A 13,338-nucleotide genomic window follows, 5' to 3' on the forward strand; every position below is an offset into this window, starting at 1 on the left:
GACCTGACTCAACGCGCCCAGCGGCGCACAGGTTACGCACACCGCCCGACCGCCCTCGCCGAACCGCCGATCGCCCCTCCGTACCGCTCTGTTACCGTGGTCCGCGACGCGGGGTGCCCGAACACCGGGCTGAGATCACACCCGTTGAACCTGATCTAGTTCGGACTAGCGAAGGGACGTCGTCGTTGACTGCTGTTCCCAAGGTGCTGTCGATCGCCGGCACCGATCCCAGCGGTGGCGCGGGAATCCAGGGCGATCTGAAGACGTTCTCGGCCCTCGGCGGCTACGGCATGGCCGTGATCACCGGGCTGGTCGCCCAGACCACCACGGGTGTGCGCGAGATACTCGAGGTGCCCGCGGCGTTCGTCCACGCGCAGTTGGAGACGCTGCTGACCGACGTCCCCGCGGACGCGGTGAAGATCGGCATGCTGGGCGAGGCGTCGGTCATCCATGCCGTCGCCGCGGCGCTGGACCGGTTCTCCCCTCCGTACGTCGTCCTCGACCCGGTCATGGTGGCCACGAGCGGCGACCGGCTGCTGGCAGCGGACGCGGTGGCCGCGCTGCGTGAGGTCCTGCTGCCCCGCGCCGATCTGATCACGCCGAACCTGCCCGAGGCCGCGGACCTGTTGGGCGACCGACCGGCCACCGACATCGCGGAGATGCGCGACCAGGTACGGCGGTTGCACGCGCTCGGGGCCCGGCGCGTGCTGCTGAAGGGCGGCCATCTCGACGGCGTCACGTGCGTGGACGTCTACAGCGAGGGCGACCGCCCGGTGGAGATCGCCGTACCACGGATACCAACGCGCCATACCCATGGCACCGGTTGCACGCTGTCCTCGGCCATCGCGGCGCTGCGGCCCGGCAGTTCGGACTGGCTCACGGCCGTCCGGGAGGCCAAGGACTACCTCACGGGGGCCCTGCGCGCCGCCGACACCCTGCACGTCGGACAGGGGCGCGGGCCGGTCCACCACTTCCACGCGCTCTGGCGGGACGAGCGGGACGAGGGGCACGCTCTCGTGCGGTGAACAGGCGCCGGACGCCACGAACTCACAGCATGCGCAGCACGCCCACGACCTTGCCGAGGATCTGGGCCCGGTCGCCGCGGATCGGCTCGTAGGCCGGGTTGCGGGGCATGAGCCACACTTGCCCGTCCTGGCGGCGCAGTTGCTTGACGGTGGCCTCGTCACCGAGGAGCGCGGCGACGATATCGCCGTGGTCGGCGCTGTCCTGTCGGCGGACGGTGACGATGTCGCCGTCGCAGATCGCCGCGTCGATCATGCTGTCACCGGACACGGTCAGGGCGAACAGGTCGCCCTCGCCGCACAGTTGGCGTGGCAGCGGATAGACGTCCTCCACCATCTCCTCGGCCAGCAGGGGCGCCCCGGCGGCGATCCGCCCGACCAGGGGCACCTCCACCGGCGGCACGGCCGTCGTGTCCAACTCGGGCGCCCAGGACGGCCGTACCTGGTAGGCGCGCGGCCGGTTGGGGTCGCGGTACAGGATCCCCTTGCGTTCGAGGACCATCAACTGATGCGCCACCGAGGAGGTGCTCGCCAGGTGCACGGCCCGCCCGATCTCGCGCATCGAGGGCGGGTAGCCCTGCCGCTCGACCGTGTCGGTGATGAACCGGACGATGTCTCTCTGACGGGGCGTCAGTTCGCCTTCGACGGCTCCGCTGCCCGGCGGCCGGCCCCGGCGTGCTCGCGGGCTGCTCTCCATCTCGGCACCTCCGTACACGATCGCGCGCAAGGCGACCCTATCCCGCCTCCCGCACGGGCGGAACACCCACCGCGCGCGCATGGGATCATGGTCGGGAACCCGGTGCGCAGACCGCATCGCCGAAGGAGGACACCCCCGATGTTCGACGCGCTGAAGAACCTCAAGGACAAGGCCGAGGAACTCGCCGAGACCCACGGCGAGACCATCAGCCAGGGACTGACGAAGGTCGGCGAGTTCATCGACGACAAGACCGACCACAAGTACAGCGACAAGATCGACACCGGGGTGGAGAAGGCCCAGGACTTCGTCGAGCACCTGGGCGAGAAGAAGTCCTCGGACTGAACCGGGCCACGCGGCCGTCCACGCCTTCCTGCGCCCGGCGAGGTCGCATAGTCTGGAAGAGTTCTTCGCTGTGAAGAGTTCTTCAATTCACCAACCGCCGTGCACATGGGCCGTTCGGGAGGAGGCCCGGATGCGCGAATCCGAGTTCGCCGAGGCGATGCTCCAGCGGATACGGCAGGCGCGGGCGGCCGACGACGTCTTCGCGGAGGCCGTCGCGCAGGACGAGTTGGAGGACGCCGTGCGACTGGCCCGGCGGCACGGGATCCGCGTGGCTGACACCGACAGGCAAGAGGAGTGATCCGGGTGCCGGTTCCGCTGTACGAGGCGAAGGCGGAGTTCTTCCGCATGCTGGGGCACCCGGTGCGCATCCGGGTCCTGGAACTGCTCCAGGACGGCCCGAAGCCGGTACGGGATCTGCTCGCGGCCATAGAGGTCGAACCGTCCAACCTGTCCCAGCAGTTGGCCGTGCTGCGCCGCTCCGGCATCGTGACCGCGACGCGCACGGGCTCGACGGTCGTGTACGAACTGGCCGGTGGCGATGTGGCGCAGTTGCTCGCCGCCGCCCGCCGGATCCTCGCCGTCCTGCTGGCCGGACGCCAGGATCTGCTGGCGGAACTCCGCTCGGGGGAGACGGCGCCTTGAGAGGCGCGGGCAGGTTCCGGCTGCCCTGGCGCCGGGAACGACGGACCGCGGCCCCCGCACCCCTCCCGTCGCCCGTACGACGCCATGTCGCCTCGGTGGAGTTGGGCCCGCGGGCGGTAGGACGCGCCCGGGAAGCCGTGGCCGCGCAGTTGCCCGCGGCCGGGGTCGCTCCGGGGTCGGCGTTCGCGGACGCGGTGCTGCTGGTGGTCAGCGAGCTGGTGGCGAACGTCCTGCGGCACGCGGACCGTTCACCGGTGATGGACGTCGGACTGACGGCCTCGGGCGGGCATCTGGTCGTCGGTGTGGCGGACGCAGAGCCGCGACTGCCGGACCTCAGCGAGGAGGGCATGGGGGCCGGGCTGCGGATGGTCACGGAACTGGCCGCCGAGTACCACGGCGAGGTCAGCGCGGAACCGGCCGTCGACCGCAGCGGCAAGGTGGTCCTCGTACGGTTCGAACTCCCCGCGGAGCGGGCGTAGGCGAGCGGGGAGCACGGGATGAACCTCTGCCGCAAGGGGCCGACCGGCCCTGTGTGCACCCCTGTCGGCCGGTGGACCGCCGTCCTTCGAGCGGGGAAGGATCAGGTGTTCCCGGGGGTGGCCGCTTCCCATGGCCCACCCCCCGTGCCACCGTGCCGGAACAGGTTCGGCGCGTAGGCAGCGGAGGAAGGACTGCCGTAAGTGATCGCTCTTGTGGGTCACCCCGATCTCACCGCGCCCACCCTGGCGATGCTGGAGGAGGAACTGCGCCGTCGGCTGGCCGACTTCGCGCGCGCGGGACGGGCCGGGCTGGTCCGTGCCGGTCGGGGACTGCCGCTCGTCTTCGGCCGGGCGGCCCGTGCCGCGGGCCTGCCGCTGGTGACCGTGCTGCCCGCCAGGAAGGGGCTGCCCACGGTGCTGAAGGAGGCCGACCTCAAGGCCGCCGGTGAACTCCTGGTGCTCTCCGAGCAGGTACGGCTGCTGGAGTACGACCCGGCCGACCGCGGCGCCTGCGTGGGCGCGGACGAGAGCGTGCTCCGCGCCTGCGAACGGCTGCTGGCGGTGTGGGACGGCTCCCCGTCCAACGGCAGGGACGCGACGGCGCACCTGGTGGCCTACGCGCGCAGCAGCGGCATCGCCGTGGACGTGTTCTGGCCCACGGGCGCCCGGCGCATGGCCGCGGAGGAGGCGTCGTGAACCCTGTGCGTGCCGAACGGGGCGTCGCGGCCCACCACATGGTGGAGGTGAGCCGCGACGAGGCCCTGCGGCTGCTGGGCACGGTCGAGATGGGCCGGGTGGCCTTCACCGAACAGGCGCTGCCCGCGATCCGTCCGGTCAACCACGTGGTGGGGGACGACGGCACCATCGTGATCCGCACCCACACCGGCTCCACCCTGCTCGGGCACTCCCTGGCCTCCGAGGTTGTGGCCTACGAGGCCGACCGGATCGACCCGGTCACCCGCACCGGCTGGAGCGTCGTGGTCACCGGGGTCGCGTCCCGGGTGACCGCCCCCGACGACGTGGCCCGCTACCGGCGTCTGCTGGTCCCATGGGTCAACGCCGAGATGGCTCATGTGGTGCGCATCGTCCCCGAGTTGGTGGCGGGCTACCGCCTCGAAGCGGCGCCCTCCTAGGACGTCCGCCCTGGGGTGATGACACGTTCACACCCGTTCGAATCAAGGCGTTCTGCTGTGGGCTAAGCCTGTCGCGGTCGGGCGGGAGAGGCGACAGGATCGGGCCATGCAGCCGATCTTCGTTCTCGTGCACAGCCCGTCCGTGGGCCCCTCGACCTGGACCCCCGTGGCCGACCGTCTGACATCGGCGGGGTACCGGGTACAGGTGCCGTCGCTGCTGCACGTGGGTGAGGGTGCCCCGCCGTTCTGGCCCCGCGCCGTCGACGCCGTACGCGACGACCTGCGCCGGGTCCCGGCCGACACCCCGGTCGTCCTGGTCGCCCACAGCAACGCGGGCCTGTTCCTCCCGGCGATCCGCGCGGGCCTCGACCACCCGGTGGCCGCCTCGGTCTTCGTCGACGCCGCGCTGCCCGCCCGCGACGGCGAGACCCCGGTGGCCACGCCCGAACTGCTGGACTTCCTGCGCCCGATGGCCGTGCACGGCGTCCTGCCACGCTGGACCGACTGGTGGGACGAGGCGGACATCGCCCCCATGTTCTCCGACCCGGTGATGCGGAAGACGGTCGTCGAGGAGCAGCCCACGCTGCCGCTGTCCTACTACGAGCAGCGCATCCCGGTCCCCGCCGGCTGGGACGACCACCCCTGCTCGTACCTGCTGTTCGGGCCGCCGTACGAGGAGCTCGCCGCCGAGGCGCGCGAGCGCGGCTGGCGCGTGGCACATCTGCCCGGCGAGCATCTCCACCAGATCATCGACCCCGCGGGCACGGCACGGCACCTCGTCGAACTCACCACGACGACGTGACCCGCCTCCGTACGGACGGCTGCTGCCCCGCCTGTCGGGGCACTAGTCAAGACATCCCGTCAGCCGCTCATAGGCACGGTGGGCGTCGGCCAGCAGGTGCTCGGCCTCGCTGCGGGTGCCGCAGTCGGTGACCTCGTAAGGGGTCCGTGGCTGCAAGCGGGTCAGGACGGCGGCCCAGGCGTCCAGGGCGGCGGGCCGGTGCGCCGGGTCGTCGGTGTCCGCCGAGCCGCCGACGCGCGGGTCCTCGGCCACGCACAGCAACACGCGAGCCACCGGGAGCGGCTGCGAGGAGGCCAGGTGCAGGACGGCCAGCGGCAGCGCCGGGACGGTGGCGCCGGGCAGGGCGGGTTCGGGCATCAGCACCAGGGCGTCCAGCGGGTGCCCCTCGTCCAGGGTGTCGGGGATGTGACCGTGCCCGACCGGCCGGCCGCCGGAGGTGAGACGGCCGGACACGACGTCGTCGACCGTACGGAGGGCGGACGAAGCGGTGGCATCGATGTCGACGGTGATCCGGAGCATGTCCCGACCTCCTCACACACGGGTCCGGTCGGAAGCTGGTCGGAAGCTGAAGACCGGCGGTACACCCCTCCGCCGTATACCGGCAGTCTCCCGCCGTCCCTCCGGGGCGGCAACCATGGGCCGTCCGCGCCCCGCCCGAGCTGCGGGCCGCCCGAGGTCGGCGCATGGTAGTCGTATGAGAGGGCGCCGTCCACCTGTGGTCGTACTGCCGCTGTCGCCGGACGGTGGTCGACGGGTCACGATCCACGGCGAGCGCATGGGCATGGCGTACAGCCTGTTCGACGTGATGGACTTCCTGCACCGTGCCGGGCTGCCCACCACGGACACGGCCGTCGACGACCCCGAACTGATCGAGTGGCGCGGCGGCGGACCCTACGACTGGAACGACACTCCGTAGGGCGCACCCCGACCGTAGCGGCACACGTCGGCAGTCCCGCCCTACGCGTTCCCGCCTCCCGGCACCCGCAGTGTGAACCAGCCGACCTTGTGGCCGAACAGCCACACCAGCCCCAGATACAGATCCGGTGCGGCTTGCCGGATCTCGTCCCGAACTCCCTGTGCCAGAAGGGATGTTCGGGAGTAGTCGACGACGATGCAGTCCTGTCCGTCCAGTTGGCTCGGTCCCACCGTGACCGTGCCGACGACGGCGAGCAGGTCCAGCGGTGTGAGCCGGTTGCTCAGATGGCCGTCCGGGCTGAAGAGCTTGCCGCGCCACAGGTTCAGTCCCACGAACACGGCGAGCAGCCGGGCTCCGACGCTCCCCGCCCAGGGGAGAACGGCCGTGCCCTCCATCGGGCCCTTGGGGATCTCACCGGGCGGGCTGGTACGGAAGATCTCCTCGAGTTCCTCTTCTTCGGCCTTCAGCAGCTCGATCTCGTCGAGTACCACGGTGGTCCTCCTGGCCGTCGCCATCGCCGTCACGCTCACACCCCGTCTCTGACCGCTGGGATCACCGCTTCACGCGATCCGCCGCGTGCTCCACCTTGACCGCGGGCGGCGGGGCCCACCACCGCTGGTGCGCTGAACGGCCGCACCGGTAGCCCCCGAGGTGGTGTGACGCACGCGCGCGAGGGAAGTCAGGGTGCGCCGGATGCTCCCGCGCGCCCCCCTTGTGGTAGTTCGCCGGGGACACCCGTGTGGGCAGTGTTCGTGGCGTAGTCACAACTTGGCGTTCTTGAAGGGACCTTGCGCACATGAACCGTCGCATCGCTCACCGGGCCGGGCTCGCCGTCTCCACCGCGCTGGTGACCGGCGGACTGCTGGCGGCCACGGCGCCCGCCGCCCTCGCCGCGCCCGCGAAGTACTCCCAGTCGGCCGCCGCCGGGGAGCTGCGGAAGGCGGGCGTCACCTGGACCTCCTCCGGCGGATGCAGCAACCGGAACAACTCGAAGTGCACCTCCTTCGAGCAGATCAACAGGACGACCGTGTCCGGGGTGATCGCCTTCAAGAGGGCGAGCCACTGCGCGGTGACCATCACCGGCGGCACGGAACGGGGGCACGCCGGCGGCACGTACAGCCACTGGAACGGCTACAAGGTCGACGTCCGGGTGACCTCCTGCGTGGACAGGTTCGTGACCAAGTTCCACTACATCGGCGAGCGGCACGGTGACCGGGCGCGGCAGTACAAGTCACCCGCGGGCAACATCTACGCGCGCGAGGGCTCGCACTGGGACATCACCTACTACAACGGCAGGGCCTGAGCCCGAGCGAGGGGGCCCGGTGACGGCACCGGTCCCCCACGGCCGCTACCCCTTGACCACTCCGAGCGGCACCAGACGGGCCACCATGCGGGCCAGGCCCGCGCCCTCGGTGGCGCGGGCGACCGCGTCGACGTCCTTGTAGGCGTCCGGGGCCTCCTCCGCGAGCCCGCGCCAGGACGACGGCCGTACGGAGATGCCCCGCGACTCCAGGTCGCCGCGCAACTGCTCGCCGCGGACCTGGCGCAGCGCCTCGTGACGGCTCCACACGCGTCCCGCGCCATGGGCGGAGGACCAGAAGGCGTCGTTGCCGTCGGCGCCGACCATCACGTACGAGGCGGTGCCCATCGTGCCGGGCACCAGGACGGGATGCCCGGACTCGACGAGGCCCTCCGGAAGGGCCGGGTGGCCGGGGGGCAGCGCCAGGGTGGCTCCCTTGCGGTGGACGCACAACCGGCGCGGTACGCCGTCCACGTCATGGGTCTCGATCTTGGCGGTGTTGTGCGAGACGTCGTAGACCAGGTCCAGTCCCGCCTTCGCGGCGACGGCGAAGGCGTGGCGCGCGGCCTCGGCGAGCAGTTGCCGGTTGGCGCGGCCGTAGTTGGCGGCGGCTGCCATCGCCCCGAGATACCCGCGGCCCGGTGAGGAGACGACGGGCGCGCACGCGAGTTGCCGGTCGGGGAGCTGGATGCCGAACGAGCGCAGCGACTGGTCCATGACGCGGACGTGGTCGGTGCACACCTGGTGGCCCAGGCCGCGCGACCCGCAGTGGATCATGACGCACACCTGCCCGGTGTGCAGCCCGAAGACGGCGGCGGTCTCGGCGTCGTACACCTGCTCGACGGCCTGTACTTCCAGGAAGTGGTTGCCGGATCCCAGGCTGCCCACCTGCTGCAGCCCCCGTTCCACGGCCCGCTGCCCGACATGCGACGGGTCGGCCCCTTCCAGGGCCCCTCGGTCCTCGCAGCGCTCCAGGTCGCGGGCCACGCCATGGCCGCACTCGACCGCGTACCCGGCCCCCTCGACCAGCAGCTTCTCCATCTGCGCCCGGCCGGACAGCTTCCACAGCCCGCCGCGCCCCGTGCCGCGCGGAACGGTGTCGCCGAGGAGATCCATCAGCGCGCGCATCCTGGGCGCCAGGGACGTACGGTCGATGCCCGCGGCGAGCAGCCGTACCCCGCAGGAGATGTCGAATCCGACCCCGCCGGGCGAGACCACTCCCCCGGCGTCGACGTCGGTGGCGGCGACCCCTCCGATCGGGAAGCCGTATCCCCAGTGCACATCCGGCATGGCGTACGAGGCGCGCACGATGCCGGGCAGGGTCGCCACGTTGACGACCTGCTCCAGCGCCTTGTCCCCGACGGCCTGCGGCAGCAGCTCCTCGGTCGCGAAGACCACACCCGGCACCCGCATCCGGTCCTGCGGCTCGATCCGGAACCGGAACGGGCCCTCCCGCACCAGCGTGATGTCGTCCATACCCGTCACCACCCGTCGATGGGTCGCCGTCCCGGGCCGCGCGCTTCCGGACCCGGGCCGTCGGGCCGCTCAGGAGGCCGGTTGGAGAAGGAGGTTCCGGATGCCGTGCGGGACCTGTTCCAGCGCGGCCTCCAGTTGTCCGGGAGAGACCCGCTCATGGACGGCGGTGGTGACCGCCGCGGCCATCTCGGGAACGTCCTCGACGGAGACCCTGGCTTCCTGTGAGAAGCGGTTCACATAGCCGTCGCGGTCGTACTTGATCGGGACGACGCTGGGGTTCCAGCCGTCGTAGTAGGCGCCGCGCATCACCTCGGGAAGCTGGGCGGCGAAGTGGGCGGCCACATCGACGGTGAGCCGGTCCCTGAGCGTGTGCAGCCAGGTCCGTAGGACCCGGTGGGCGAGATGGCGGTCCTCGGTCCCCATACTCTCGGCCACCGCCTTCAGCCACACGTTCGCGGTGTGGACGGTGTGGTTGAAGTCCGACGGGTGTGTGGCGGACATGAGTCTTCCCCTTCCGGTGCGCCCGTGGGATCCGGGCGGTTCGCGGAATACGGCCCCTGGGCGGACGCGGGCTTCTCGCCCTGCTGTGCTCGCCCCTGTGTGGAAGAGACGGTGGCTTCGGCGGCTCCACGCGCACCTGCCCCGTGGCGTCCATCGTAGGGCGCGGGGCACCGGTCGGCAGCCGCACCGGGGTGGCGCGGGCGGACGGCGGACGGGCGGTGGCGGCAGCGCTCAGACGTCGAGTGTCACCGCGCAGGTCCAGCCCTCGGGCCCCGGACGGAAGTCGAGCTGGTGCAGCGTGACCGCCTTCGGTACGGCTCCCGTCGACGGCAGTGTGTCGATGTCGGCCATCCACAGACCGACGCGCACACCGTCCGCGACCGCGACCGGTGTCACCTCGACCGGGATCTCCCCCTCGGTGTCCAGCCGGTAGAGGATCTCCTCCAGCAGGGCCACGAGCACGTCCTCGTCCCGCTCCCCTCGCACCACGACCTCCCTGTCCCGGACCCCGACCGCCCCGGTCAGATCCAGGAACGACTCGCAGACGGCCCGTACCGCCTGCGCCAGACACTCCTCGCGGGTCGGGGCCCACGCCTCCACCCGCAGGTCCGCGGTGTGCGGAACACCGCGATGGCCGCTGCTCCGCATGGCGTCTCCCTGTGGGTGGGTCCGTACGAGCCTCGGCCGCTATCCGTGGTGATGCGGAACCATGGCTCCACCACCGGCCCGCACCGCCTCCACCACCTCCTGGTGCAGCTCACGGCTGTCCCGCTCCGACGGGCACGGCACGGGGCTGCCGGCGAGGGTGTACCACTGGGAGGCGCCGCTGTACTGGACCGCCACATCGATCTGATGGCCGTCCCAGGTGGTGTGCACGGTCAGGTCGCCCGTCACTGTCCCGGCCTCGTCGGTGCGGGCTCCGCCCGGTCCGGTGAACACCCCCGTCGTCGTCCATGATGCCCACAGCATGACCATCAGCCTTCCTTCCTGACCGCGGGCACCGTTCCGCACGGTTCACCACGGGAACCTCGCCCTCGGGGTTCTGGTTCCATGGTGGCCCCACCACGCCGACCCGGCCCCACCACGGAGGCGCTCGAGGGTTTCCTTGGTGAGATGGCGAAGCGGCACGCGAGGTGCCCCGCCGAAAGGCGAACTCCCCCACATGGGTGTAGTTATTCACCCCAACGGCCCACAGAATCAGGGAAGAGCACCCCCCAGAGCGTTACGGTCGTGCCATCGTGATCGATTACGAGTGACAACCAGATGATGTTCGACAGAATCTGCAACGAACCGCTTGACGATCCGCTGATACAACGCGACCTCGTGGCTTCCGGACCATCCGGATCGGCCATGACCGACGCGAGGGCACCGGACCGGTCACCTTTGGCCGATGGTCATCAAACATCCTCAAGGAGCTTGCAGCGATGGAGAAGCCTGCCGAGGTCTTGATCACTGGTTCGGGCCCATCCGAGACAGCCGGCAAGGGAGCGACCGCGGACACCGAAAGGAAACTGGCCGAAGTACTGGCCGACCTGGTCAGCGTCGAACAGGTATCTGTCGACAGTCACTTCTTCGAGGATCTCGGGGCCAATTCCCTTGTCATGGCGCAATTCTGCGCGCGGGTGAGAAAGCGGCCGGATCTGCCGTCCGTGTCCATGAAGGACATCTACCGGCAGCCCACGATCCGCGGCCTGGCCGCGTCCCTCGCGGACGCCGTGCCCGTCAACGCGCCGACGCCCGCCGCGAATCCGGCGACGTCCACGGCGACAGCACCGCCCCCGCGCCCCCGGTCGAGCACCCGGAACTACATCCTGTGCGGAATCCTCCAGTTGCTGGCCTTCCTGGCGTATTCGTTCGTCACCGGTCTGGTCACCGCCGAAGGGTACGACTGGGTCTCCGACGGCCCCGACGCGTTCCACATCTATCTGCGGTCGGTCGTGTTCGGCGGCACCGGATTCCTCGTGGTGTGCCTGTTTCCGATCGCGGCCAAATGGATTCTCATCGGCCGCTGGAAACCCCGTGAGTTCCCGGTCTGGGGGCTGACGTATCTGCGGTTCTGGATCATCAAGGTGCTGCTTCACGCCAACCCCATGATCCTGCTCGTCGGCAACCCGCTGTACGTGCTGTATCTGCGGGCGCTCGGCGCGCGGATCGGCAAGGGGGTCACGATCCTCTCCCGCAGTGTCCCGGTCTGTACGGACCTGCTCACGATCGGCTCCGGCGCGGTGATCCGCAAGGACTCGTTCTTCCTCTGCTACCGGGCGCACGCGGGGAAGATCCAGACGGGCCGGGTCACCCTCGGCCGGGATGTGTTCGTCGGTGAGAAGACCGTGCTCGACATCGACACGTCGATGGGCGACAAGGCCCAGCTCGGCCACGCGTCCGCCCTGTACCGCGGCCAGACGATCCCGGACGGCGAGCACCACCACGGATCCCCGGCGCAGCCCACGGACATCGACCATGTGCGGGTCGCCCCGGCCTCCTGCGGCACCGCGCGCCGGGTGCGCTTCGCCCTCAGCGGCCTGTGTCAGCTCTTCGTCCTGTACATCCCGCTGTTCATCGGCGGTTCGTACATGCTGTTCTCCTTGGTCCCGGCGCTCGGTGACCGGCTGAACCCCGACTCGGTCAGGATCCTGTCGACCGAGTTCCTCGTCGACGCCCTGACCCTGTCCTTCCTGGCGTTCTTCGGCTTCTTCTGCGCAGGACTGGCCGCGATGTGCGTGGTGCCGAGACTGCTGAGTCTGCTGGTCAAGCCCGACCGGGTCTATCCGCTCTACAGCGTCCACTACGCGGCGCACCGGGCGATCGTCGGCCTCACGAACCTGAAGTTCTTCACCTGGTTCTTCGGCGACAGCTCCTATATCGTCCACTATCTGCGCGGTATCGGTTACGACCTGTCCAAAGTCGAGCAGACAGGATCGAACTTCGGTACGGAAGTACAGCAGGAGACGCCGTTCCTGGCATCGGTCGGCAGCGGCACCATGGTGGCCGACGGGTTGTCCATCCTCAACGCCGAATACTCCAACACCTCCTTCCGGGTCACGCGTGCGTCGATCGGCGCGCACAACTTCCTCGGCAACAACATCGCCTTCCCCGCGGGAGCCAGGACGGGCGAGAACTGTCTGCTCGCCACGAAGGTCATGGTTCCGCTCGACGGTGAGATCCGCGAAGGTGTCGGACTGCTCGGCTCGCCCAGCTTCGAGATTCCCCGGTCCGTGGAGCGTGACTCCCGGTTCGACCATCTCAGGACCGGCGACGAACTCCACCGCCATCTCTCCGCGAAGAACCGTTACAACGCCCGCTCGATGAGCCTCCATCTGCTCCTGCGCTGGCTGCACACCTTCATCCTCACGGGATTCGGTCTGGCCTCCGTGGAACTCTACGGTGTGCTCGGGTATGTGGTGATCGGCTTCTATCTGGCCTTCTCCCTCGGATTCACCACCCTGTACTTCGTCCTGGTGGAACGCACCATCACTTCGTTCCGCCGGCTCAGCCCCCGGTTGTGCTCCATCTACGACCCGTACTTCTGGTGGCACGAGCGCCTGTGGAAGGTGCCCGACAAATACCTCAACGTGTTCAACGGGACGCCGTTCAAGAACGTGGTCTGGCGGCTGATGGGTGTGCGCATCGGCCGCAGGGTCTTCGACGACGGTGTCTATATGACGGAGCGGACGCTCAGCACCGTCGGGGACGACTGCACCCTCAACGTCGGCAGCAAGATCCAGTGCCATTCGCAGGAGGACGGCACCTTCAAGTCCGACCACACCACGCTCGGTTCGGGCTGCACGCTCGGGGTCGCCGCCCATGTGCACTACGGCGTGACGATCGGTGACGGTGCCGTACTGGCACCCGACTCCTTCCTGATGAAGGGCGAGGAAGTCCCTCCGGACGCACGGTGGGGAGGAAACCCCGCCGTGGAGATGCCGGCCGACTCCGATCAGCCCTCCGGCATCGGCTCGGCGACAGCAACCGGAACCGGAAGCGCTACGGCAGACGGCGCCGCGGCGACGGCGAGTTGAGGAAGGCCA

General features: G+C 70.0%; 18 protein-coding genes and 1 riboswitch. Of the genes, 11 read left to right on the forward strand and 7 right to left on the reverse strand.

Going from position 1 to position 13,338, the window contains the following annotated elements:
- Positions 1-99 precede the first annotated feature (99 nt).
- Positions 100-194, forward strand: a riboswitch (TPP riboswitch).
- A complete protein-coding gene (gene thiD, locus NGF19_RS21875; RefSeq protein WP_252426774.1) occupies positions 186-1,025 on the forward strand; it encodes a bifunctional hydroxymethylpyrimidine kinase/phosphomethylpyrimidine kinase in 840 nt (279 codons plus the stop codon). (Overlaps the previous riboswitch by 9 nt.)
- 22 nt (positions 1,026-1,047) lie before the next feature.
- Here the strand turns inward: thiD and lexA are convergent, their stop codons facing one another.
- Positions 1,048-1,719, reverse strand: a complete 672-nt coding sequence (gene lexA, locus NGF19_RS21880) for a transcriptional repressor LexA (protein ID WP_252426775.1) — start codon at positions 1,717-1,719, stop codon at positions 1,048-1,050.
- Between the two features lie 138 nt (positions 1,720-1,857).
- Between lexA and NGF19_RS21885 the strand changes: the two genes are divergently transcribed.
- The 7 genes from NGF19_RS21885 (at position 1,858) to NGF19_RS21915 (ending at position 5,117) form a co-directional block, all read left to right on the forward strand.
- The gene (locus NGF19_RS21885) at positions 1,858-2,061 is read left to right on the forward strand and encodes an antitoxin (protein ID WP_252426776.1); all 204 of its coding nucleotides are present in this window, start codon (positions 1,858-1,860) and stop codon (positions 2,059-2,061) included.
- A 130-nt stretch (positions 2,062-2,191) separates the two neighbouring features.
- Positions 2,192-2,359, forward strand: coding sequence for a hypothetical protein (locus tag NGF19_RS21890; RefSeq protein ID WP_252426777.1), 168 nt, complete (start codon positions 2,192-2,194; stop codon positions 2,357-2,359).
- Between the two features lie 5 nt (positions 2,360-2,364).
- On the forward strand, positions 2,365-2,703 hold the full coding sequence (locus NGF19_RS21895; protein ID WP_252426778.1) for an ArsR/SmtB family transcription factor: 339 nt from the start codon (positions 2,365-2,367) through the stop codon (positions 2,701-2,703).
- Positions 2,700-3,182: an ATP-binding protein gene (locus NGF19_RS21900; RefSeq protein ID WP_252426779.1), complete on the forward strand. Its 483-nt coding sequence runs from the start codon at positions 2,700-2,702 to the stop codon at positions 3,180-3,182. The genes NGF19_RS21895 and NGF19_RS21900 overlap by 4 nt, the downstream gene beginning before the upstream one ends.
- A 201-nt stretch (positions 3,183-3,383) precedes the next feature.
- Positions 3,384-3,878 (forward strand): hypothetical protein, encoded by a 495-nt coding sequence (locus NGF19_RS21905; protein ID WP_252426780.1) that lies wholly within the window; start codon positions 3,384-3,386, stop codon positions 3,876-3,878.
- Positions 3,875-4,315, forward strand: coding sequence for a pyridoxamine 5'-phosphate oxidase family protein (locus NGF19_RS21910; RefSeq protein WP_308288510.1), 441 nt, complete (start codon positions 3,875-3,877; stop codon positions 4,313-4,315). Before NGF19_RS21905 ends, NGF19_RS21910 begins: the two co-directional genes overlap by 4 nt.
- 106 nt (positions 4,316-4,421) lie before the next feature.
- Positions 4,422-5,117, forward strand: coding sequence for an alpha/beta fold hydrolase (locus NGF19_RS21915; RefSeq protein WP_252426781.1), 696 nt, complete (start codon positions 4,422-4,424; stop codon positions 5,115-5,117).
- 42 nt (positions 5,118-5,159) lie between these two features.
- Here NGF19_RS21915 and NGF19_RS21920 read toward each other — a convergent pair whose 3' ends face one another.
- Positions 5,160-5,636: an inorganic diphosphatase gene (locus NGF19_RS21920; protein WP_252426782.1), complete on the reverse strand. Its 477-nt coding sequence runs from the start codon at positions 5,634-5,636 to the stop codon at positions 5,160-5,162.
- 175 nt (positions 5,637-5,811) lie between these two features.
- On the opposite strand from NGF19_RS21920, the gene NGF19_RS21925 reads away from it, so the two are divergent.
- On the forward strand, positions 5,812-6,033 hold the full coding sequence (locus tag NGF19_RS21925; protein WP_252426783.1) for a hypothetical protein: 222 nt from the start codon (positions 5,812-5,814) through the stop codon (positions 6,031-6,033).
- 41 nt (positions 6,034-6,074) lie between these two features.
- On the opposite strand, the gene NGF19_RS21930 is transcribed toward NGF19_RS21925, so the two are convergent.
- Positions 6,075-6,548, reverse strand: a complete 474-nt coding sequence (locus NGF19_RS21930; RefSeq protein ID WP_252426784.1) for a hypothetical protein — start codon at positions 6,546-6,548, stop codon at positions 6,075-6,077.
- 281 nt (positions 6,549-6,829) lie between these two features.
- Here NGF19_RS21930 and NGF19_RS21935 point away from each other — a divergent pair, with 281 nt between their 5' ends.
- Positions 6,830-7,336 carry a hypothetical protein gene (locus tag NGF19_RS21935; protein WP_252426785.1) on the forward strand — a complete coding sequence of 169 codons (507 nt, stop codon included), beginning with the start codon at positions 6,830-6,832 and terminating at the stop codon, positions 7,334-7,336.
- Positions 7,337-7,381: 45 nt separating this feature from the next.
- Here NGF19_RS21935 and NGF19_RS21940 read toward each other — a convergent pair whose 3' ends face one another.
- From NGF19_RS21940 to NGF19_RS21955, 4 genes are all read right to left on the reverse strand, one after another.
- Positions 7,382-8,809, reverse strand: a complete 1,428-nt coding sequence (locus NGF19_RS21940; protein ID WP_289736563.1) for an RtcB family protein — start codon at positions 8,807-8,809, stop codon at positions 7,382-7,384.
- 69 nt (positions 8,810-8,878) lie between these two features.
- Positions 8,879-9,310 (reverse strand): DUF2267 domain-containing protein, encoded by a 432-nt coding sequence (locus NGF19_RS21945; RefSeq protein ID WP_252426786.1) that lies wholly within the window; start codon positions 9,308-9,310, stop codon positions 8,879-8,881.
- 231 nt (positions 9,311-9,541) lie between these two features.
- Entirely contained in the window at positions 9,542-9,958 is a 417-nt protein-coding gene (locus NGF19_RS21950; protein WP_252426787.1) for an archease, read from the reverse strand.
- Positions 9,959-9,997: 39 nt separating this feature from the next.
- Positions 9,998-10,279, reverse strand: coding sequence for a hypothetical protein (locus tag NGF19_RS21955; protein WP_252426788.1), 282 nt, complete (start codon positions 10,277-10,279; stop codon positions 9,998-10,000).
- A 455-nt stretch (positions 10,280-10,734) separates the two neighbouring features.
- Here NGF19_RS21955 and NGF19_RS21960 point away from each other — a divergent pair, with 455 nt between their 5' ends.
- Positions 10,735-13,329 carry a Pls/PosA family non-ribosomal peptide synthetase gene (locus tag NGF19_RS21960; protein WP_252426789.1) on the forward strand — a complete coding sequence of 865 codons (2,595 nt, stop codon included), beginning with the start codon at positions 10,735-10,737 and terminating at the stop codon, positions 13,327-13,329.
- Positions 13,330-13,338: the final 9 nt, after the last annotated feature.

Origin of the sequence: Streptomyces macrolidinus, assembly GCF_023887685.1 — a bacterium.
GTDB classification, from domain to species: Bacteria; Actinomycetota; Actinomycetes; order Streptomycetales; family Streptomycetaceae; genus Streptomyces; species Streptomyces macrolidinus.

Coding starts and splice junctions, on each gene's coding strand:
- NGF19_RS21960 (WP_252426789.1), top strand. CDS start 10,735: ATGGAGAAGCCTGCCGAGGTCTTGATCACTGGTTCGGGCCCATCCGAG.
- lexA (WP_252426775.1), bottom strand. CDS start 1,719: ATGGAGAGCAGCCCGCGAGCACGCCGGGGCCGGCCGCCGGGCAGCGGA.
- NGF19_RS21955 (WP_252426788.1), bottom strand. CDS start 10,279: ATGCTGTGGGCATCATGGACGACGACGGGGGTGTTCACCGGACCGGGC.
- NGF19_RS21950 (WP_252426787.1), bottom strand. CDS start 9,958: ATGCGGAGCAGCGGCCATCGCGGTGTTCCGCACACCGCGGACCTGCGG.
- NGF19_RS21915 (WP_252426781.1), top strand. CDS start 4,422: ATGCAGCCGATCTTCGTTCTCGTGCACAGCCCGTCCGTGGGCCCCTCG.
- NGF19_RS21885 (WP_252426776.1), top strand. CDS start 1,858: ATGTTCGACGCGCTGAAGAACCTCAAGGACAAGGCCGAGGAACTCGCC.
- NGF19_RS21890 (WP_252426777.1), top strand. CDS start 2,192: ATGCGCGAATCCGAGTTCGCCGAGGCGATGCTCCAGCGGATACGGCAG.
- NGF19_RS21935 (WP_252426785.1), top strand. CDS start 6,830: ATGAACCGTCGCATCGCTCACCGGGCCGGGCTCGCCGTCTCCACCGCG.
- NGF19_RS21945 (WP_252426786.1), bottom strand. CDS start 9,310: ATGTCCGCCACACACCCGTCGGACTTCAACCACACCGTCCACACCGCG.
- NGF19_RS21920 (WP_252426782.1), bottom strand. CDS start 5,636: ATGCTCCGGATCACCGTCGACATCGATGCCACCGCTTCGTCCGCCCTC.
- NGF19_RS21940 (WP_289736563.1), bottom strand. CDS start 8,809: ATGGACGACATCACGCTGGTGCGGGAGGGCCCGTTCCGGTTCCGGATC.
- NGF19_RS21925 (WP_252426783.1), top strand. CDS start 5,812: ATGAGAGGGCGCCGTCCACCTGTGGTCGTACTGCCGCTGTCGCCGGAC.
- NGF19_RS21930 (WP_252426784.1), bottom strand. CDS start 6,548: ATGGCGACGGCCAGGAGGACCACCGTGGTACTCGACGAGATCGAGCTG.